General features: G+C 69.3%; 17 protein-coding genes. 5 read left to right on the top strand and 12 right to left on the bottom strand.

Annotated features, from left to right (window positions below; all coding sequences use genetic code 11):
* Nucleotides 1–15 precede the first annotated feature (15 nt).
* From BST38_RS20805 to clpS, 9 genes are read right to left on the bottom strand one after another with little or no spacing between them, the layout of a single operon-like run.
* Nucleotides 16–789, bottom strand: coding sequence for a cyclic nucleotide-degrading phosphodiesterase (locus BST38_RS20805; RefSeq protein ID WP_083145380.1), 774 nt, complete (start codon nucleotides 787–789; stop codon nucleotides 16–18).
* Nucleotides 790–847: 58 nt separating this feature from the next.
* Nucleotides 848–1,681: a glutamate racemase gene (gene murI, locus BST38_RS20800; protein WP_083145379.1), complete on the bottom strand. Its 834-nt coding sequence runs from the start codon at nucleotides 1,679–1,681 to the stop codon at nucleotides 848–850.
* Nucleotides 1,678–2,355, bottom strand: coding sequence for a rhomboid family intramembrane serine protease (locus BST38_RS20795; RefSeq protein WP_083145378.1), 678 nt, complete (start codon nucleotides 2,353–2,355; stop codon nucleotides 1,678–1,680). The genes murI and BST38_RS20795 overlap by 4 nt, the downstream gene beginning before the upstream one ends.
* Complete coding sequence (locus tag BST38_RS20790) at nucleotides 2,352–3,323, bottom strand: cysteine synthase (RefSeq protein ID WP_083145377.1); 972 nt, start codon at nucleotides 3,321–3,323, stop codon at nucleotides 2,352–2,354. The genes BST38_RS20795 and BST38_RS20790 overlap by 4 nt, the downstream gene beginning before the upstream one ends.
* Nucleotides 3,320–3,616 (bottom strand): MoaD/ThiS family protein, encoded by a 297-nt coding sequence (locus tag BST38_RS20785; protein ID WP_083145376.1) that lies wholly within the window; start codon nucleotides 3,614–3,616, stop codon nucleotides 3,320–3,322. The genes BST38_RS20790 and BST38_RS20785 overlap by 4 nt, the downstream gene beginning before the upstream one ends.
* A 17-nt stretch (nucleotides 3,617–3,633) precedes the next feature.
* Complete coding sequence (locus BST38_RS20780; RefSeq protein ID WP_083145375.1) at nucleotides 3,634–4,047, bottom strand: M67 family metallopeptidase; 414 nt, start codon at nucleotides 4,045–4,047, stop codon at nucleotides 3,634–3,636.
* A gap of 25 nt (nucleotides 4,048–4,072) precedes the next feature.
* Nucleotides 4,073–5,107: a P1 family peptidase gene (locus BST38_RS20775; RefSeq protein ID WP_083145374.1), complete on the bottom strand. Its 1,035-nt coding sequence runs from the start codon at nucleotides 5,105–5,107 to the stop codon at nucleotides 4,073–4,075.
* Nucleotides 5,104–5,688, bottom strand: coding sequence for an oxidative stress transcriptional regulator AosR (gene aosR, locus BST38_RS20770; protein ID WP_083145373.1), 585 nt, complete (start codon nucleotides 5,686–5,688; stop codon nucleotides 5,104–5,106). Before aosR ends, BST38_RS20775 begins: the two co-directional genes overlap by 4 nt.
* A gap of 7 nt (nucleotides 5,689–5,695) precedes the next feature.
* Entirely contained in the window at nucleotides 5,696–5,998 is a 303-nt protein-coding gene (gene clpS / locus BST38_RS20765; RefSeq protein WP_083145372.1) for an ATP-dependent Clp protease adapter ClpS, read from the bottom strand.
* Nucleotides 5,999–6,062: 64 nt separating this feature from the next.
* On the opposite strand from clpS, the gene BST38_RS20760 reads away from it, so the two are divergent.
* The 3 genes from BST38_RS20760 to BST38_RS20750 all read left to right on the top strand — a co-directional run bounded on the left by BST38_RS20760 (nucleotide 6,063) and on the right by BST38_RS20750 (nucleotide 11,014).
* Nucleotides 6,063–7,430: a nicotinate phosphoribosyltransferase gene (locus BST38_RS20760; protein WP_272818857.1), complete on the top strand. Its 1,368-nt coding sequence runs from the start codon at nucleotides 6,063–6,065 to the stop codon at nucleotides 7,428–7,430.
* A 3-nt stretch (nucleotides 7,431–7,433) separates the two neighbouring features.
* Nucleotides 7,434–9,452: an ATP-dependent DNA helicase gene (locus BST38_RS20755; protein WP_083145370.1), complete on the top strand. Its 2,019-nt coding sequence runs from the start codon at nucleotides 7,434–7,436 to the stop codon at nucleotides 9,450–9,452.
* 98 nt (nucleotides 9,453–9,550) lie between these two features.
* Nucleotides 9,551–11,014, top strand: coding sequence for a neutral zinc metallopeptidase (locus tag BST38_RS20750; protein WP_083145369.1), 1,464 nt, complete (start codon nucleotides 9,551–9,553; stop codon nucleotides 11,012–11,014).
* A 3-nt stretch (nucleotides 11,015–11,017) separates the two neighbouring features.
* Here BST38_RS20750 and glgP read toward each other — a convergent pair whose 3' ends face one another.
* Nucleotides 11,018–13,648, bottom strand: a complete 2,631-nt coding sequence (gene glgP / locus BST38_RS20745) for an alpha-glucan family phosphorylase (protein ID WP_083145368.1) — start codon at nucleotides 13,646–13,648, stop codon at nucleotides 11,018–11,020.
* A gap of 181 nt (nucleotides 13,649–13,829) precedes the next feature.
* Between glgP and BST38_RS20740 the strand changes: the two genes are divergently transcribed.
* A complete protein-coding gene (locus BST38_RS20740; RefSeq protein ID WP_083145367.1) occupies nucleotides 13,830–15,920 on the top strand; it encodes an alpha-1,4-glucan--maltose-1-phosphate maltosyltransferase in 2,091 nt (696 codons plus the stop codon).
* A 4-nt stretch (nucleotides 15,921–15,924) separates the two neighbouring features.
* Nucleotides 15,925–18,162: a 1,4-alpha-glucan branching protein GlgB gene (gene glgB / locus BST38_RS20735; RefSeq protein ID WP_083145366.1), complete on the top strand. Its 2,238-nt coding sequence runs from the start codon at nucleotides 15,925–15,927 to the stop codon at nucleotides 18,160–18,162.
* 16 nt (nucleotides 18,163–18,178) lie between these two features.
* On the opposite strand, the gene BST38_RS20730 is transcribed toward glgB, so the two are convergent.
* Nucleotides 18,179–19,075: a tetratricopeptide repeat protein gene (locus tag BST38_RS20730; protein ID WP_083145365.1), complete on the bottom strand. Its 897-nt coding sequence runs from the start codon at nucleotides 19,073–19,075 to the stop codon at nucleotides 18,179–18,181.
* A gap of 13 nt (nucleotides 19,076–19,088) precedes the next feature.
* Nucleotides 19,089–19,472 carry a DUF3817 domain-containing protein gene (locus BST38_RS20725; RefSeq protein WP_181792065.1) on the bottom strand — a complete coding sequence of 128 codons (384 nt, stop codon included), beginning with the start codon at nucleotides 19,470–19,472 and terminating at the stop codon, nucleotides 19,089–19,091.
* Nucleotides 19,473–19,474: the final 2 nt, after the last annotated feature.

Genomic DNA, 19,474 nt, shown 5'->3' with positions numbered 1-19,474 from the left:
CCCGTGGAGGAAACCTCAGGTACGGGAGACGTCGAACGACTCGTTGCACACCACGGCGTGCACCGGGCCGTCGAATTCCGCCTTGGCCTCACTGATGACGTCCTCGCGCGAGGTCCACGGCGGGATGTGCGTCAGCAGCAGTTCGCCGACCCCGGCCCGGGCGGCCGCGCGGCCGGCCTCGGTGCCGGACAGGTGCAGCCGGGGCGGGCGCTCCGGCGAATGCGTCCACGACGCCTCGCACAGGAACACGTCGGCACCGCGGGCCAACTCGATGAGCTGGTCGCAATACCCGGTGTCGCCGCTGTAGACCAGCGTCGCGCCGGACGGGTCCGTGATGCGCATGCCGTAGGACTCGGTGGGATGGCACACCACGCGCGGAAGCACGGTCAGCGCGCCGATCTGGACCGGTTGCGCATCGACCCAGTGGCGGATGTCGAAGATGTCGGTGAAGTCGTCGATCTCGCCGCCCTCCGGCGACGACGCGGCACCCAGCCGGGCCCAGGTGTTCGCCGGGCCGTAGACGATTCCGCGTTCGGGCGCCGGGGTCGGGTGATAGCGGCGCCACACGAACAGCCCGGGAAGGTCGAGGCAGTGGTCGGCGTGCAGGTGCGAGAGCAGCACGTGCACCGAGTTCGGATCGGCGTGGCGTTGCAGCGCGCCGAGCACGCCTCCGCCGAAATCGAGCACCAACGGCGGCGTGTCGGGCGCGGTGACGAGGTATCCGGACGCAGGCGAATCTGGACCGACAACACTGCCGGAACAACCGAGTACGGTGATTCGCACGCCCATTAGCTTGCCATGCCCACCAGCGGCTTGGCGAAAACATCGCCGCTTTCGGCGAGGAACATCATGTCCGGCTACCCGCGTGACGCTGCACCGGGCGCACCCCGTCCAGTGAGGGTCCCAGGAACCGCGCGGCCAACGCCGTGAACGCGTCCGGATCACCGGTCGCCTCGAACACCCGCTGCGCCGGCGCCCCGGCATCGCGGTGCGGCGCCAGCAGGTCGCGCTCGGTGAGCACCCGCAGCAGATCCTTGGCCGTCTCCTCGGCGCTGGACACCAACGTCACGTGATCGCCCATCGCGAGCTGGATCAGCCCCGAGAGCATCGGGTAATGCGTGCAGCCCAGCACCAGGGTGTCCACCCCTGCACGCTGCAGCGGCTCCAGATAGCCCTCGGCCAGCCCGAGAACCTGACGCCCGCTGGTGACCCCGCGTTCGACGAAGTCGACGAAGCGCGGGCACGCCACCCCGAACAGCTCGATGTCACGCGCGGCGGCGAACGCGTCCTGGTAGGCGCCCGACGCGATGGTCGCCGCGGTGCCGATCACGCCGATGCGGCCGTTGCGGGTGGTCGCGACGGCGCGGCGCACCGCGGGCAGGATCACCTCGACCACCGGGATCGGCGCGTAGCGTTCCCGGGCGTCCCGCAGGCACGCCGACGACGCCGAGTTACACGCGATGACAAGCGCCTTGACGCCGCGCTCGGCGAGGTCGTCCCCGATGGCCAGCGCGTGCGCACGGATCTCGGGGATGGTTAGCGGCCCGTACGGGCCGTTGCCGGTGTCGCCGACGTAGATGATGTCCTCGTCGGGCAGTTGGTCGATCACCGCGCGGGCCACCGTGAGCCCGCCGACCCCCGAGTCGAAGATCCCGACCGGGCGCATCGCGTCCGGCGTCATGAGTTCAGCGACGGCGGACGAACCGGCCGCCGCAGCGCGCGTGCCTTGCGCTCCGGCCCGGACAGCAGATAGGCGGCCAGCACACCGGCGGCGGCGCCGCACAGATGGCCCTGCCAGGAGACGCCGAACGTTCCCGGCAGGACGCCCAGCAGGATGCTGCCGTAGATGAAGAGCACCACGATGCCGACGACGATCTCCCACACCTTGCGGGTGAAGAACCCGAACACGATCAGGAAGGTCAGCCAGCCGAAGATCAGCCCGGAGGCCCCGATGTGATTCGTCTCGACGACCACCCCGTTGTAGGTCGGCGCACCGATGTTGCCGATCAGCCAGGTGCCGAAGCCGCCGACGATCCAGATGATCGCCGTCGCGGAGATGAACCGGGACAGCCCGGCCAGGGTCATCAGGAACCCGAGCACCAACGCCGGGCCGGTGTTGGCCACCAGGTGTTCCCAATTGGAGTGCAACAGCGGGGCGAACAGGATGCCGGTGAGGCCGTCGGTCTCCAGCGGGCGAATCCCGTTGTGGTCCAGCCGGTGTCCGGTCACCGAGTCGTAGGCCTCGATGACGTAGAGCAGAGCGACGAACGACACGACGGTGAGGCCACCAACCAACCACGCGGGCCGTTTGTCCGGCTGCGCGGGAAGCGCCGAGTGACCACCGGTGCCCGTCATGCCCAAAGCTGCCCTTCCAGCGCGTCCTCCGCGTCATCCAGGCTACCGGCGTACGCGCCGGTCGACAGATACTTCCAGCCGGCGTCGCAGACGGTGAACGCGATGTCCGCGCGCTCGCCCGCCTTGAGCGCCTTGGCGGCCATCCCGAGCGCGGCGTGCAGGATCGCCCCGGTCGAGATGCCCGCGAAGATGCCCTCGACCTGCACCAGTTCCCGAGTGCGCCGCACCGCGTCATAGGCGCCGACCGCGAACCGGGTGGTCAGCACGTCGGGGTCGTAGAGCTCGGGAATGAAGCCCTCGTCGATGTTGCGCAGTGCGTAGACACCCTCGCCGTAGCGCGGCTCGGCGGCCACGATCTGCACTCCGGGCACGTGTTCACGCAGGAACCGTCCGGTGCCCATCAGCGTCCCGGTGGTGCCGAGGCCACCGACGAAATGGGTGATCTCGGGTAGGTCGGCGAGCAGTTCCGGGCCGGTGCCGTCGTAATGGGCGGCCGCGTTCGACGGGTTGCCGTACTGGTAGAGCATCACCCACGCCGGGTTCTGCTGCGCGAGTTCCTTGGCTTGCGCGACGGCGGTGTTCGACCCGCCCTCGGCCGGCGAGTAGATGATGCGCGCGCCGTAGAGCTCGAGGAGCTGCCTGCGTTCGATCGACGTGTTCTCCGGCATCACGCAGATCATCTGGTAGCCCTTGAGCAACGCGGCCATCGCCAGCGAGATCCCGGTGTTGCCGCTCGTCGGCTCCAGGATGGTGTCGCCGGGCTTGAGGCGACCGTCGCGTTCGGCGTCCTCGATCATCCGCAGCGCGGGGCGGTCCTTGATCGAGCCGGTCGGGTTGCGATCTTCGAGCTTGGCCCACAGCCGCACATGCGGCCCGTCGTCGGTGTCGTCCCAGCGCGGGGACAGCCTCTGCAATCCGACGAGCGGCGTGTTGCCCAGGGCTTCGAGCAGTGAGTTGTAGCGGGTCACGAGAGCCGCTCAGCGCCCCCGGCCACGGCAGGCAGGATCGTCACCGAGTCGCCGTCGGCGATCGCGGTGTCCAGGCCGCCGGAGAACCGGACGTCCTCGTCGTTGACGTAGATGTTGACGAAACGGTGCAGTTTGCCTGCGTTGCCGGAGTCGATGAGGCGCTCCGAGATCCCCGAGTAGTTGGCCTCGAGGTCGGCGATGACCGCTGCCAGCGTCTCCCCGGAGGCGGTGACACGCTTCTCGCCGCCGGTGTGGGTGCGCAGGATGGTCGGGATGGACACAGAAACAGCCATGTCAGGGCTCCTTGCTTCTAGTACTGCTCGACGATGGTGACGGGCTCTTCGGTGACGACGCCGTCCACGATGCGGTAGCTGCGCACCTCGTGCTCGTCGGGGTCACGCGTCGACACCAGAACGTAGTGGGCGTCCGGCTCGGATGCGTAACTGATGTCCGTCCGGCTCGGGTAGGCCTCGGTCGCGGTGTGCGAGTGGTAGATCACCACCGGCACCTCGTCGGCGTCGTCCATCGCCCGCCACACCTTGAGCTGCTCACCCGAGTCGAAGCGGTAGAACGTCGGCGACCGCTCGGCGTTCACCATCGGGATGAACCGCTCCGGCCGGTCGGACCCCTCGGGCCCGGCGATGATGCCGCAGGCCTCGTCGGGGTGGTCGGCGCGGGCATGCTCGACCATGGCCTCGACCAGGTCGGCACGAATCGTCAGCAAGGTCCGGCTCCCATCTCCCGGCGGTTCACTCAAACGCTCCGGGCAACAGTTCACGGTATGTCGGTATTCCGGCGACACTCTCGGCGGCCAGCACTCCGACCAGTACCGCGCGTGCCAACACCTCCGCCGCGGCCGCGCCGACAGCGGTCATCAGCGCCAGTTCAGGGGTCATCGACGCCGGCGTGGTCGGGTCCGGGTTCACCTCGACGGCTCCGGTGGCCAGCGCGAACACCGTGTCGCCGTCCAGCGGCGTGTGGCACGGATTGATGGTGCGGGCCAGACCGTCCTGGGCGGCGACGGCCACCCGCCGGCAGGCGGCCTTGCTGAGTGCGGCGTCGGTGGCGACCACCGCGATGGTGGTGTTCAGCGGGCTGAGCTCGCGGTGCCGGTCGGCGTACGCGCTGCGCTCGTCCGCGGGCGGCGCCACCAGCCCGAACTCCTCGACGTGCGACGCCAGCCACGGCAGCCCCGTCTCCGGGTCGATGACGTCGCCCGCGGAGTTGACGACCACCAGCGCCCCGACGGTGACCCCGGAGTCCAGCGTCACCGAGGCCGTGCCGACACCGCCTTTGAGCACGCCGGCGCGCGCCCCCACCCCGGCGCCGACGGTGCCGATGCCGACATCGGTGCCCGCCGCCTCCGCGGCGCGGTAGCCGTAGCCAGCGTCCGGGCGGCACTGCCAGCCGCCGACCGGCAGATCGAAGATGACCGCGGCAGGCACGATCGGCACCACGCCACCGTCGATGCCACCCTCGATCGCGACGCCGCGGCCCTGTTCTTCGAGGAACGCCATCACGCCGTCGGCGGACGCCAGCCCGAAGGCGCTGCCGCCGGTGAGCACGACACCGTCGACATGCCGCACGGAGTTCGCCGGATCCAGCAGGTCGGTCTCGCGGGTACCGGGTGCACCGCCGCGGCCGTCGACCGCGCCGACGGTGCCCGGCGGTGTCAGGACGACGGTGGTCCCGGTCGCCCAGCCCGAGCCGAGCGTCGCGTCGCCGTCGATCGCGTGATGGTGGCCGACGCGGATGCCACCCACATCGGTGATCGATCCGCTCATCGCTGTGTCCCCATCAGGGACACCACCAGGTACTCCTGCAGCACCGTCAACCACTGGTAGACGTCCAGGTGGCCGGCCAGCGGATGCTCGCTCGGCAGCCGGTCGGGACCGTCCGGCCCGATCTGCAGCATCGTGCCCAACGCCAGCCGGACGTCGTTGACCGCCGCCACCCAGGCCTGGGCCTCGTCCTCGGAAAGCTCGAACCGTCCGCCCCCGGCCGGAACGGTGTCCAGCACACGTTGCGCCGCTTCCCGTTTCGCGTCGAGGATCTCGGGCTCGTGGAGGCTGCGCAGCGCGCTGTTCAAGCTTTCGGCGGCAGCCGAACCGGCCGGGTGCTGGGTCGCGGGCCGGTAGAAGTCCGGAAGCAGACGCTTCATCGTATCGTCTTGCGGTGGAACAGAATTGCCGGTCCGCATACCGGTGATCTCGGCGAGTTCGTCGAGGGGTGCGGACGCCTCTCGATCGTCGAGCATCCCGAGTATCGAGGTGACCAGGCTGCTCAGCAGCTCGGCCTCGTGAGGGGCCAGCGCCGACCGAAACCGGGGCCCGCCGGGGCCATCCACCCGCTTCCATTTACGCACAGCGTCTTCAACGGTCCTGTTGCAGCGTCGCCCACAGCCCTGCGGCGTGGAGCCTGGATACATCTCTTTCCATGGATTCCCGGCTGCCCGCCGAGACCACCGCCTTGCCCTCGTTGTGCACCTGCAACATCAATTTCGTCGCGTGCGGTTCGGAGTAACCGAAGAGCTTCTGCAGCACGTAGGTCACGTAGGTCATCAGGTTGACCGGGTCATCCCAGACGATGGTCACCCATGGCGCGTCGCTGGCGGCGTCCTCATCGACATCACGGTCTTCGCGAGTACCCGGTTGGGCCTTCGCCGGCGTCACCATGCGGCCAGGATACCGGGAGCGTAGTGCCGCTCTGAAGGTGCTCCGAACCCGATACGGTTGGGTCGTGACCACCTCGCCTCCGGGCAAACCGCCGCGGCAGGAGCGCGCGGCGTCGACGGCGTTGCTGACCGACAAGTACGAGCTCACCATGCTCGCCGCCGCGCTGCGGGACGGCACCGCGCACCGGCGGTGTTCGTTCGAGGTCTTCGCCCGCCGGCTTCCCGACGGCAGGCGCTACGGGATCACCGCGGGCACAGGGCGCTTCGTGGAAGCGTTGCAGGCGTTCAGATTCGACGACGCCGAGCTCGGCATGCTGGACAGCTTCCTCGAACCGGCCACCCTGGAGTACCTCGCCGGCTACCGGTTCGCCGGCGACATCGACGGCTATCCCGAGGGTGAACTGTATTTCCCGGGTTCCCCGGTGCTGTCGGTGCACGGGACGTTCGCCGAATGCGTGGTGCTGGAGACGATGGTGCTGTCGATCTTCAACTACGACGCCGCGGTCGCCTCCGCGGCCGCGCGGATGGTCAGCGTCGCCGCAGGCCGCCCGCTGATCGAGATGGGGTCGCGGCGCGCCCACGAGCAGGCCGCGGTCGCCGCCGCCCGGGCCGCCTATCTCGCCGGGTTCGCCGGGTCGTCGAACCTGGAGGCCGAACGCCGTCACGGCGTACCGGCGCTGGGCACCAGCGCGCACGCGTTCACGCTGCTGCACACCGCCGGGGCAGGCACCACACCGTCGGATTGGGAGAAAGCGGCGTTCGGCGCGCAGGTCGACGCTCTCGGCGCGGACACCACACTGCTCGTCGACACCTACGACATCACCGCCGGTGTCGCCAACGCGGTCGAGGTGGCCGGCCCCCGGCTCGGGGCGGTCCGGATCGACTCCGGCGACCTCGGCGTGCTGGCCCGCCAGGTCCGCGAACAGCTGGACGCACTGGGCGCCACCGGCACCAAGATCGTGGTGTCCGGCGATCTCGACGAGTTCGCGATCGCGGCGCTGCGCGCCGAACCGGTCGACCTCTACGGCGTCGGGACCTCGGTGGTCACCGGATCGGGCGCTCCGACGGCCGGCATGGTCTACAAGCTCGTCGAGGTCGACGGCATCCCGGTCGAGAAACGCAGCAGCCACAAGGAATCCCACGGCGGCCGCAAACGGGCCGTCCGATGGGCGAAGGCTTCGGGCACCATCGTCGAGGAAGTGGTGCACCCGGCCGACCGCCCCGCTCCGGACGTTCCCGCCGATCTGGCCGCACGTCCACTGACCGTCCCGCTCGTGCGGGACGGGAAGCCGGTCGCCGATCTCGGTCTGCACAGCGCCCGCGCCCGCGTCCGCGACGGGCTCCTCAGCCTGCCCTGGGACGGGCTGAAGCTGTCCCGAGGCGACGCCGCGATCCGGACCCGGATCATCGCCCCCACCCCCGGCCGGAGCTGAGCGGTGGAGGTGACCGATCTGCTGGCCACCGTGGTCGCGGCGCTGGGCGGCGCGACCCGCGACGGTCAGATCCAGATGGCCGAGGCCGTCGCGCGCGCGTTCACCACCGGCGAGCACCTCGCCGTCCAGGCAGGCACGGGTACCGGGAAGTCGCTGGCCTATCTGGTGCCCGCCGTCGCGCGGTCGCTGAGCGACAACCGGCCGGTGATCGTGTCGACGGCGACGATCGCGCTGCAGCGACAGCTGGTCGACCGAGACCTGCCCCGGCTGGCCGACGCGCTGGCCGGGACACTCCCCCGGCGACCCGCCTTCGCGCTGCTCAAAGGGCGCGGAAACTACCTGTGCCTGAACAAGATCCACAACGGTTCCGCAGCCACCGAACCCGACGACGTTCCGCAGGAGGAGTTGTTCTCCCCCGTCGCGGCCAGCGCGATGGGGCGCGATGTGCAACGGCTGACGCAGTGGTCGGACACCACCGACACCGGTGACCGCGACGAACTCAAACCCGGTGTGCCCGATAGATCCTGGGCGCAGGTCAGCGTCTCGTCCAGGGAGTGCATCGGGGTGTCGCGCTGCCCGTTCGGCACCGACTGCTTCTCGGAGCGGGCCCGCGAACGCGCCGGACAGGCCGACGTCGTCGTGACCAACCACGCGCTGCTCGCGATCGACGCGATCGGCGACCTCAACGTGCTGCCCGAACACGACCTGCTGGTCGTCGACGAGGCCCACGAACTCGTCGACCGCGTCACCAGCGTGGCCACCGGGGAACTGTCGCCCACCGCGCTGGGCGTCGCGCACCGCCGCGCCGCCCGCGTCGTGCCGCCCGAGTTGGCCCAGCGGCTGGAGGCGGCGATCGCGACGTTCACCTCGGCGCTGTTCGACGCGCGTCCCGGCCGCATCGACGTACTCGATGAGGAACTCGCCAATTACCTGACGGTGCTTCGCGATTCGGCCCACGCCGCACGATCCGCGGTCGACACCTCACGCAACGACCCGAAGACGGCGACCGCACGCAGCGAGGCCGCCACCGCGTTGTCGGATGTCGCCGACACCGCGGCAAGGATCCTGGACTCATTCGTTCCCGCGATTCCCGACCGGACCGACGTGGTGTGGCTCGAGCAGTACGAGGACGGACGGTCGGGCGGGCGCACGATTCTGCGGGTCGCACCGCTGTCGGTGTCGGGCCTGCTGCGGACCCGGCTGTTCGGACATGCCACCGCGGTGCTGACGTCGGCCACCCTGACCATCGGTGGCAGTTTCGACGCGATGGCCGCCGCATGGGGCCTGTCCGGCGGGGCCGACGCCTCCGACGGTCAGGAGCCCAAGGCCCCGCGGTGGCGCGGCCTCGACGTCGGTTCTCCGTTCGATCATGCCAAGGCCGGGATCCTGTACGTCGCCGCGCATCTGCCGCCGCCGGGGCGCGACGGCACCGGGTCCGCCGAGCAGCTCGACGAGATCACCGCGTTGATCGAAGCGGCCGACGGCCGCACGCTGGGGCTGTTCTCGTCGATGCGGGCGGCCAAGGCGGCCGCGGAGGTCATGAGGGAGCGTCTCGACACCCCTGTGCTGTGTCAGGGCGACGACACCACCTCGGCGCTGGTCGCCCAGTTCGCCGAGGACGAGCAGACCTCGCTGTTCGGCACGTTGTCGCTGTGGCAGGGCGTCGACGTGCCCGGCCCGTCGCTGTCCCTGGTCCTGATCGACCGCATCCCGTTCCCGCGCCCCGACGACCCACTGTTGACCGCCCGCCAGCGCCGGATCGCCGCACGTGGCGGCAACGGGTTCATGGCTGTGGCGGCCAGCCACGCCGCACTGCTGCTGGCTCAGGGCGCCGGCCGGCTGCTGCGCCGCGTCGAGGACCGCGGCGTCGTCGCGGTGCTCGACTCCCGGATGGCCACCGCACGCTACAGCGGGTACCTGCGCGCATCGCTGCCACCGTTCTGGGCGACCACCGACAGCACCAGGGTGCGCGCCGCGCTGCGCAGGCTCCGCGGCGCCGAAGACACCGCAGCGGCGCGATAGGCGGCGATAGGCCGAGCCGACGGCGCGGACTCACTATTCTGACGGGAGTACGGCCGACGGCCACGGGGCCGCTGCGCCAGGAGCGAAAGGCGCCGTCGATGAGCCTCACCAGGAGTTTCAGACGGAGGTCCCTCCTGGGGCTGTCCGTGGCCGTCGGCGCCGCGCTGGTCGCGACCGCGTGCACGACGACGATGCCGGGCCGGGCCGTATCGGTGTTCGACGATCCGTTCAAGGTGGCCGGGATGCCCGCGACCGACGGCCCGACGGGTCTGCGCCCCAACGCCGAAGCGCCGGCCCGCCATGTGGAGGGCACCGACGGCGGAGCGATCGACGAGCTCGGAGCGAGTGCGATCAGCGACATCGAGGACTACTGGGCGACGGCCTATCCGGAGACCTTCGACGAGCGGTTCAAGCCGGTCGCCGAGCTGATCTCGTGGGATGCCAACGGCTTTGACGGCGAGTTCTGCGGAGACAGCACCTACGGTCTCGTGAACGCCGGCTTCTGCTACGCCGACCGCACCATCGGCTGGGACCGAGGCGAGCTGCTGCCCGCCCTGCAACGCGCCCACGGCGACATCGGCGTGCTGATGGTGCTGGCCCACGAGTACGGCCACGCGATTTCCCGGCTGGGCGGATTGACCGGCAAGGACACCCCGACGCTGGTCGCCGAGCAACAGGCCGACTGCTTCTCCGGCTCGTACATGCGATGGGTCGCCGAGGACTCCTCTCAGCGTTTCTCATTGAGCACCGGCGAGGGCCTGAACAACGTGCTCGCCGGCGTCATCTCGGTGCGCGACCCGCTGTTGAACGAAGGTGACCCGGACGTCGGATTCGACGAGCACGGTTCGGCTTTCGAACGCCTGTCGGCGTTCCAGTTCGGTTTCACCGACGGTCCGTCGGCGTGTGCGGGCATCGACCTGGAGGAGATCGCACAGCGGCGCGGCGATCTTCCGGTGCTGCTGCCCGAGGACCAGACCGGCGAACTGCCCGTCAGCGAGGAGTCCGTCCGCTCCATGATCGAGGCGATGGAGGTCCTGTTCGAGCCGGAGAACCCGCCGGCGCTGAGCTTCGAGCCCGGCGACGCCGACTCGTGCGCCGATGCCCGCCCCAGCCCGCCGGCCTCGTACTGCCCGGCGACCAACACGATCGTCGTCGACCTCGACGGCCTCGAAGACCTGAGCGCGCCAACCGATCCGGACGATGCCGGCTCCCTGGCCGTCGGCGACAACGCCGCCTACTCGGTGCTGGTCTCGCGCTACATGCTGGCGATCCAGCAGGAGCGCGGCGGTCTCGCACTCGACAACGCCGCGGCCGCACTGCGGACGGCGTGCCTGACCGGGGTGGCCACCGCCAAGTTGACGAAAGAGATCCAGACGCCGGACGGCGACACGATCGCGCTGACGGCCGGCGACGTCGATGAGGCGGTCTCGGGGATCCTGATGAACGGACTGGCCGCCAGTGACGTCAACGGCGATTCAGTGCCGTCGGGCTTCTCGCGCATCGACGCGTTCCGCCTCGGCGTGCTCGGCGACACCCCGCGCTGCTTCAAACGCTTTCCGTGAACCTCAGGCCAAGGTGACCAATCCGAGTTCGCTGGGTCCGGCCAGCAGCCGGTGACACGGCAGCACGCGCACCGTGTAGCCGACAGAACCGGCGAACGGCAACGGCGTGGTCGCCGTGAAGATCTCGTTGCCGCTGTCGGCCGTTCCGGTGTGGATCATCGGCACGGTCGCCGGATCCACCAGCACGTCTCCACCGTCCACCCGGCCGAGCACCGCCTGCACCACCACCTCGTCGGGCCGCAGCCCGGCCAGGTACACCTGCGCGGTCAGGGTCAACTCCGAGCCCAGCAGCGGCACATCGGGCAGCCCGTAGCTGTCGACGTCGGCGATCTCGATCCGCGGCCACGCCTGCTCGGCACGGCGACGGTAGTCGGCGAGCTCGCGGGCCGACCCGAACGGCATCGCGTACTCACCCGAGTCGGGCAGACCGGGCTCGATCACCGCGCGCAGCGCCGAGGCGGCGGGCAGGTAGTACTTCTGCGTGTAGTCACGAACCATCCTGGACGCCAACACCTTCGGGCCGAGCGACTGCAGGGTGTGGCGCACCATCTCGACCCAGCGGGTCGGTATCCCGTGTTCGTCCCGGTCGTAGAACTTGGGCGTGACGGCGCGCTCCAACAAGTCGTAGAGCGCCGCCGCCTCGAGGTCGTCGCGTCGGTTCTCGTCGGCCAGACCGTCGGCGGTCGGGATCTCCCAGCCGTTCTCGCCGTCGTACCACTCGTCCCACCAGCCGTCGCGGATCGACAGGTTCAGCCCGCCGTTGAGCGCGCTCTTCATCCCGGAGGTGCCACAGGCCTCCAGCGGCCGCAACGGGTTGTTCAACCACACGTCGCACCCGTAATAGAGCTTGCGCGCCATCGACATGTCGTAGTCGGGCAGGAACGCGATGCGGTGGCGAAGGTCTTCCCGGTCGGCGAAGCGCACGATCTGCTGGATGAGCGCCTTTCCTCCCTCGTCGGCGGGATGCGACTTACCGGCGACGATGAGCTGGATCGGTCGCTTGTCGTCGAGCAGCAGGTTGGCCAGCCGCTCCGGATCCCGCAGCATCAACGTCAGCCGCTTGTACGTGGGAACCCGGCGAGCGAAGCCGATAGTCAGCACGTTCGGGTCGAAAGCCGTTGGGATCCAACCCAACTCGGCGTCGGAGGCGCCACGCTGCAGGCAGGACCGGCGGAGCCGGGCACGCACGTCCTCGATCAGCTCCGCTCGCAGCTGGTTTCGGATCCACCACAGATGACCGGGGTCGACCTTCTGCAGCCGCGACCAGGACTCCATCTCGCGCAGCTGGGTCAGGTCCTCACTGCCGAGCAGCTCGCGGCCGAGTTCGATCCAGTGCGGGGCCGCCCAGGTCGGCGCGTGTACGCCGTTGGTGATCGATCCGATCGGCACCTCGGCCGGGTCGAACCCCGGCCACAGTTCGTTGAACATCTCGCGGCTGACGCGGCCGTGCAGCAGCGAGACGCCGTTGGCGCGCTGCGCAAGCCGAAGGCCCATGTGAGCCATGTTGAACTTCGACGGGTCGTCCTCTGCGCCGAAGGCGAGGATGCGCTCCAGCGGCACACCCGGCAGCAACCGGGAACCGCCGACGGATGCCTCCTCCGAACCGGTTCCGAAGTAGCGCTCCACCATCTCGGCCGGGAAGCGGTCGATGCCCGCGGCCACCGGCGTGTGGGTGGTGAACACCGTCGACGCCCGCACCACGGCCAGCGCGGTATCGAAGTCGAGGCCGGCCTCGATGAGTTCACGGATCCGCTCGGCGCCGAGGAACCCGGCGTGGCCCTCGTTCATGTGGAACACCTCGGGGGCGGGAAGTCCCTCGATCTCGGTGAACGCCCGGATCGCCCGGACCCCGCCGATGCCGGCCAGGATCTCCTGCTTGATCCGGTGTTCCTGGTCGCCACCGTAGAGCCGGTCGGTAACCGTGCGCAGCTCGTGTTCGTTCTCCGGGATGTCGGAATCCAACAGCAGCAACGGGATTCGGCCGACCTGGGCGACCCACACCTGCGCGTTGAGCTGCGCGTCGTCGGGCAGGGCGAGCTTGATCAGTACCGGGGCGCCGGCCTTGTCGGTCAGCAGTCGCAGCGGCAGACCCTGCGGATCGAGTGCGGGATAGCTCTCATGCTGCCAGCCGTCGGCGGACAGTGACTGGCGGAAGTACCCGGAGCGGTAGTACAGCCCGACGGCGATCAGCGGCAGCCCGAGATCGGAGGCCGACTTCAGGTGGTCGCCGGCCAGGATCCCGAGGCCGCCGGAGTAGTTCGGCAGCACCTCGGCGACGCCGAACTCCATGGAGAAGTACGCGATGCCCTTCGGCGGTTCGACACCCTGCTCATCGGCCAGCCCCTGGTACCACAGCGGCCTGGTCAGGTAGGTGTCGAGATCCTCGGCCAGCATCCCGAGCCGCTCCACAAACGATTCGTCACCGGCGAGTTCCTCCAGCCGCGCAGGGGCCACCTGCCCCAGCAGCGCCACCGGGTCCCCGTCCACCTGATGCCACACCTGTGGATCGATCGCCTCGAACAGATCCTGGGTCGGCTTGTCCCATGACCAGCGCAGATTGACCGACAGCGGTTCCAGCGCCGTCAGTCGGTCGGGAAGATGGGCGCGGACGGTGAACCTGCGGAGTGCCTTCACGCGTCTTGACGTTACTGCGGTCGGCCGCTCGCGTCCGCCGCTCGGATGACCGACAGAAGGTTGAGCCGGACACTACGGTGGGTATAGGCGCGACAGGGCACATCGAAGCCGAAGACGAGACCAGAAACGACGCGCGCGGTGGACGCCGGGCAGCATGTTCGAGTGGTAGGGAGAGTCGCAAGTGACCGCCGGTCGTATCGAGATCGATGACGTCCAGCCCGTGGTTTCCCTCGGGCGTTTCCCCGCCAAGGCCGTGGTCGGCGAGATTCTGCCGGTCAGTGCGACGGTCTGGCGTGAGGGCCATGACGCGGTGGCGGCCACGCTGGTGGTGCGCTATCACGGCACCGACTATCCGGCGCTGGCCGAGGATCCCCCGGGACTGGCGCGCTCGCCGGAAGCCGTCCCGATCCAGGAGGTCGTCACCCCGAGGGAAAAGGGCAGGCCCACCGCGCTGCCGATGGCGCAGGGCCGCACGCCGGACGTGTTCCACGGCCAGTTCGCCCCCGACGCGGTCGGGCTGTGGACGTTCCGCGTCGACGGCTGGAGCGACCCGATCGCGACCTGGCGCCACAACGTCACCGCCAAGCTGGACGCCGGGCAGAGCGAAGCCGAACTCGACAACGACCTGCTGATCGGGGCGCGGCTGCTGGACCGCGCCGCCACCGGGGTTCCTCGTCAGAACCGGTACCCGCTCGCCGAGGCCGCTGCGCGGCTGCGTGAACCCGGCGACCCGTTCTACCGCGCCGGCGCCGCGCTGGCACCCGAGCTCACCGCGCTGCTGGACCAGTTCCCGCTGCGTGAGCTGGTCACCCGCGGGACGCAGTACGGCGTGTGGGTGGACCGGCCGCTGGCCCGGTTCAGCTCCTGGTACGAGATCTTCCCGCGGTCCACCGGCGGGTGGGACCATGCCGGCAACCCGGTGCACGGCACGTTCGCCACCGCCACCAAGGCACTGCCGCGCATCGCGCGGATGAACTTCGACATCGTCTACCTGCCGCCGATTCATCCGATCGGCAAGGTGCACCGCAAGGGTCGCAACAACAGCGTCACCGCCGCCCCCGGTGACGTCGGATCGCCGTGGGCGATCGGCAGCGACGAGGGCGGCCACGACGCGGTGCACCCCGATCTCGGCACCATCGAGGACTTCGACGACTTCGTCGGCGCCGCGCGCGACGAGGGCCTGGAGGTCGCCCTCGACCTCGCGTTGCAGTGCGCCCCGGACCATCCGTGGGCGCGGGAGCATCCCGAGTGGTTCACGGTGCTGCCCGACGGCACCATCGCGTACGCGGAGAACCCGCCGAAGAAGTACCAGGACATCTATCCGCTGAATTTCGACAACGACCCGGCGGGGTTGTACGAGGAAGTGCTTCGCGTCGTCAAGTACTGGGTGTCCCACGGCGTCAAGGTCTTTCGAGTCGACAACCCGCACACCAAGCCGCCGAACTTCTGGGCCTGGCTGATCGCCGAGGTCAAGAACATCGACCCCGACGTGCTGTTCCTGGCCGAGGCGTTCACCCGGCCCGCCCGGCTGTTCGGGCTCGCCAAGCTCGGGTACACCCAGTCGTACACCTACTTCACCTGGCGCACCGCCAAGTGGGAACTCGTCGAGTTCGGTGAATCCATCGCCGAGCACGCCGATTACTGCAGGCAGAGCCTGTGGGTGAACACCCCCGACATCCTGCACGAGAGCCTGCAGCACGGCGGGCCCGGAATGTTCGCGATCCGGGCGGTGCTCGCGTCGACGATGAGCCCCACGTGGGGTATGTACTCCGGCTACGAGTTGTTCGAGCACCGCGCGGTGCGCGAGGGTAGCGAGGAGTACCTGAACTCGGAGAAGTACGAGCTGCGGCCCCGCGATTTCGAGGCCGCGCTCGCCGACGGCGAATCGCTGGAGCCGTTCATCACCCGGCTGAACGAGATCCGTCGGGTCCACCCGGCGCTGCAGCAGATGCGCACCATCACGTTCCACCACATCGACAACGACGCACTGCTGGCCTACAGCAAGTTCGACCCGGCGTCCGGTGATCAGGTCCTCGTGGTGGTGACGATCAACCCGTTCGGCGCCGAAGAGGGAATCCTGTGGCTGGACATGGGCGCGCTGGGTATGGAACCCCAGGACCGCTTCTGGGTGCGCGACGAGATCACCGGCGAGGAATACCAGTGGGGGCAAAGCAATTACGTGCGCCTGGACCCCGCCCGAGCGGTGGCGCATGTGCTGAACATGCCGCAAGTTCCGGCCGACCAACGAACCAACCTGTTGCGTAGGGAGTGACAACATGACCAACGCGTCCAACCTGGAGAAGCAAATCGACAGCCCGCATCTGCGGCCGCACACCGCTGACCTGAACCGGCTGCTGGCCGGTGAGCACCACGACCCGCACTCGGTGCTCGGCGCGCACGAGTACGGCGACCACACCGTCATCCGCGCCTACCGGCCGCACGCCGTATCGGTCGTCGCGGTCATCGGCGCGAACCGGTACGCGCTGCGCCACATCGAGGCCGGGTTGTTCGCGGTCGCCGCACCGTTCACCAACCTGATCGACTACCGGTTCGAGATCCGCTACTCCGACGACGAATCCGCGTTCGTGCACACCGTGGCCGACGCCTACCGATTCCTGCCGACCCTGGGTGAGGTCGATCTGCACCTGTTCTCCGAGGGTCGGCACGAGCGGCTCTGGGAGGTGCTGGGCGCGCACCGGCGCACCTTCACCACCGCCGACGGTGAGGTGACCGGGGTGTCGTTCGCCGTATGGGCGCCGAACGCCAAGGGCGTCAGCGTCACCGGTGATTTCAACCACTGGGGCAACGAAGCGCAGATGAGGGTGCTCGGGTCCACTGGCGTCTGGGAGTTGTTCTGGCCCGGCTTCCCCGAGCACGGCCTCTACAAGTTCCGGGTGCACGGCGCGGACGGCGCGGTCACCGATCGGGCCGATCCGATGGCCTTCGCCACCGAGATCCCGCCGCAGACCGCCTCACGGGTTTTCGAGAGCACCTACACCTGGGACGACGCCGAGTGGATGAGCGGGCGCGCACTGCGTAACCCGGTGTTCGAGCCGATGAGCACCTACGAGGTCCACCTGGGTTCGTGGCGGCCCGGGCTCAGCTACACCGAACTGGCCGAGCAACTCACCGAGTACCTCGTCGAACACGGCTTCACCCATGTCGAGATGCTGCCGGTGGCCGAGCATCCGTTCGGCGGCTCGTGGGGCTACCAGGTGACGTCGTACTACGCGCCATCGGCGCGGTTCGGCTCCCCCGACGAGTTCCGGTACCTGGTCGACGCACTGCACCGCGCCGGGATCGGGGTCATCGTCGACTGGGTGCCCGCGCACTTCCCGAAGGACTCGTGGGCGCTGGGCCGGTTCGACGGCACCGCGCTCTACGAGCACGGCGACCCCCGCCGGGGTGAGCAGCTGGACTGGGGCACCTACGTCTTCGACTTCGGCCGGGCCGAGGTCCGCAACTTCCTGGTCGCCAATGCGCTGTACTGGCTGCAGGAGTACCACATCGACGGCCTGCGGGTGGACGCCGTCGCGTCCATGCTCTATCTCGACTACTCACGCCCGGAGGGCGGCTGGACCCCGAACATCTACGGCGGTCGGGAGAACCTGGAGGCGGTGCAGTTCCTCCAGGAGATGAACGCCACCGTGCACAAGATCAACCCCGGCGTGGTCACCATCGCCGAGGAGTCCACCTCCTGGCCCGGTGTCACCCGCCCGACAAACCTTGGCGGCCTTGGCTTCTCGATGAAGTGGAACATGGGCTGGATGAACGACACGCTGGAGTTCATCAAGCGCGACCCCATCCACCGCAGCTATCACCACCACGAGATGACGTTCTCGCTGCTGTACGCGTTCAGCGAGAACTTCGTGCTGCCCATCAGCCACGACGAGGTGGTGCACGGCAAGGGCACGCTGTGGGGCCGGATGCCGGGTAACGACCACATGAAGGCCGCGGGCATCCGCAGCCTGCTGGCCTACCAGTGGGCCCATCCCGGTAAGCAGCTGCTGTTCATGGGCCAGGAGTTCGGCCAACGCGCCGAATGGTCCGAGGAGCGCGGCGTCGACTGGTACCAGCTCGACGAGCACGGCTTCTCCGACGGGATCCTGCGCATGCTGACCGATGCGAACGCCATCTACCGCAGCCGCCGGGCGCTGTGGTCGCGGGACACCCAGCCAGAGGGTTACTCGTGGATCGACGCCAACGACTCGGCCAACAACGTGCTGAGCTTCCTGAGGTTCGGCGACGACGGCTCGATGCTCGCGTGCGTGCTCAACTTCTCGGGATCCGAACACAGCAGCTACCGGCTGGGCCTGCCGCACGCCGGGACGTGGCGCGAGGTTCTCAACACCGACTCCGACACGTATCACGGGTCGGGCATCGGCAACTACGGCGCGGTCGAGGCGACCGACGAGCCGTGGCACGGCAGGCCGGCCTCGGCGGTGATGGTGTTGCCGCCGCTGTCGGCGCTGTGGTTCGAGCCTGAGATCCCCGAGCACCCGCAGGTGCGCTGACCGGCCGGCGCCGAGGTCAGTACAGCGCGTTGGCGAGGTTGCGCCGCCCCGCGATCACCTCGGGGTCGGCGGGATCGAACAGTTCGAAGAGTTCGATCAGCCGGGTACGAACCCTGGTGCGGTCGTCGCCGGCTGTGCGCTTGACCAACGCCGTGAGCCGCGCGAACGCGGGCGCGATCTGCTGCTGCAGGACCTCGACGTCGGCGGCGGCGAAGGCGGCCTCGATGTCGTCGGGTGCGGCGTCGGCGAGCGCGACCGCGTTCTGCGGATGCGTCGTCGCGCGCTGCAGGAACGCGATCTGGCGCACCGCACCCGTGGCTTCGTCGTGGTTCGGCTCGGCGTCGAGGATCGCCTGGTAGGCGGCGAGGGCGCCGTCGAAGTCGCCCGCGTCGAGCAGCGACCTGGCCTGTTCGACCCGCGGGTCGACCTCGTCCTCGGGCGCCTCGCCGCCCGGGCCGCCGAGCTTCCCGGCGACGGCGTCCAACAGCGAGTCGATCCAGCGGCGAAGCTGGTCCGGCGGCTGCATGCCCTCGAAGCTGGAGATCGGCCGGCCCGCGGCGAGCGCCACCACGGTCGGCACGGCCTGCACACCGAACATCTGCGCGACCCGCGGGGTGGTGTCGACGTTGATCGTCGCGAAGGCCCATCTGGATCCGTCGGCGGCGGCCAGCGCACCGAGGGCGTCACCGAGCTGGATGCTGGCGTCGCTGCGCGGCGACCAGAGCAGCACGACGACGGGCACCTCGGTGGAGCGGACCAGCACCTCGGCTTCGAGGTTGGCTTCGGTGACCTCCACTCCGCCGGGCGTCGCGCCGGATGCGCCTTCGCCGGACGGGGCGGGCCGCTGCTTGAGGGCCGACAGGTCGACCGCACCGGCCAGAGCGGGTGAGATTCGTGGTCCTGGACGTGTCACAAGGACAAGTCTGTCACGTCGTTTCCGGTACCGGAGTGCCCCTCCCGGCGATGCCGTCCGACACCGGTCGCGAGCCCATCCGCCCGGTGCGATCAGCCCATATGAGGAACATCACACTGCCGAGCGGCACGATGCTCGCCAGCAACGCCAGCAACCACGTCAGCGCGCGCCACCGGACCGTGTAGCCGACCGCCAGCGCGGCGGCGACGAACGCGACGAAGACGGCGCCGTGCACGGGGCCGAAGATCTTCACACCGATCTCGGTCTGCGGAGAGCCCAGGTACTTGAAGTACATGCCCAGCAGCAGACCGACCCAGCTCACCGCCTCGGCGAACGCGATCAACCGGAACCATCCCGCCGCGGTGCGGAGGTCATAAGCGCTAGTCATGGCCGCCATTG

Source organism: Mycolicibacterium parafortuitum (assembly GCF_002086815.1).
Classification (GTDB): domain Bacteria; phylum Actinomycetota; class Actinomycetes; order Mycobacteriales; family Mycobacteriaceae; genus Mycobacterium; species Mycobacterium parafortuitum.
The sequence above is the reverse complement of the archived record's forward strand: the minus strand, read 5'-3'. Positions and strand labels throughout refer to the sequence as shown.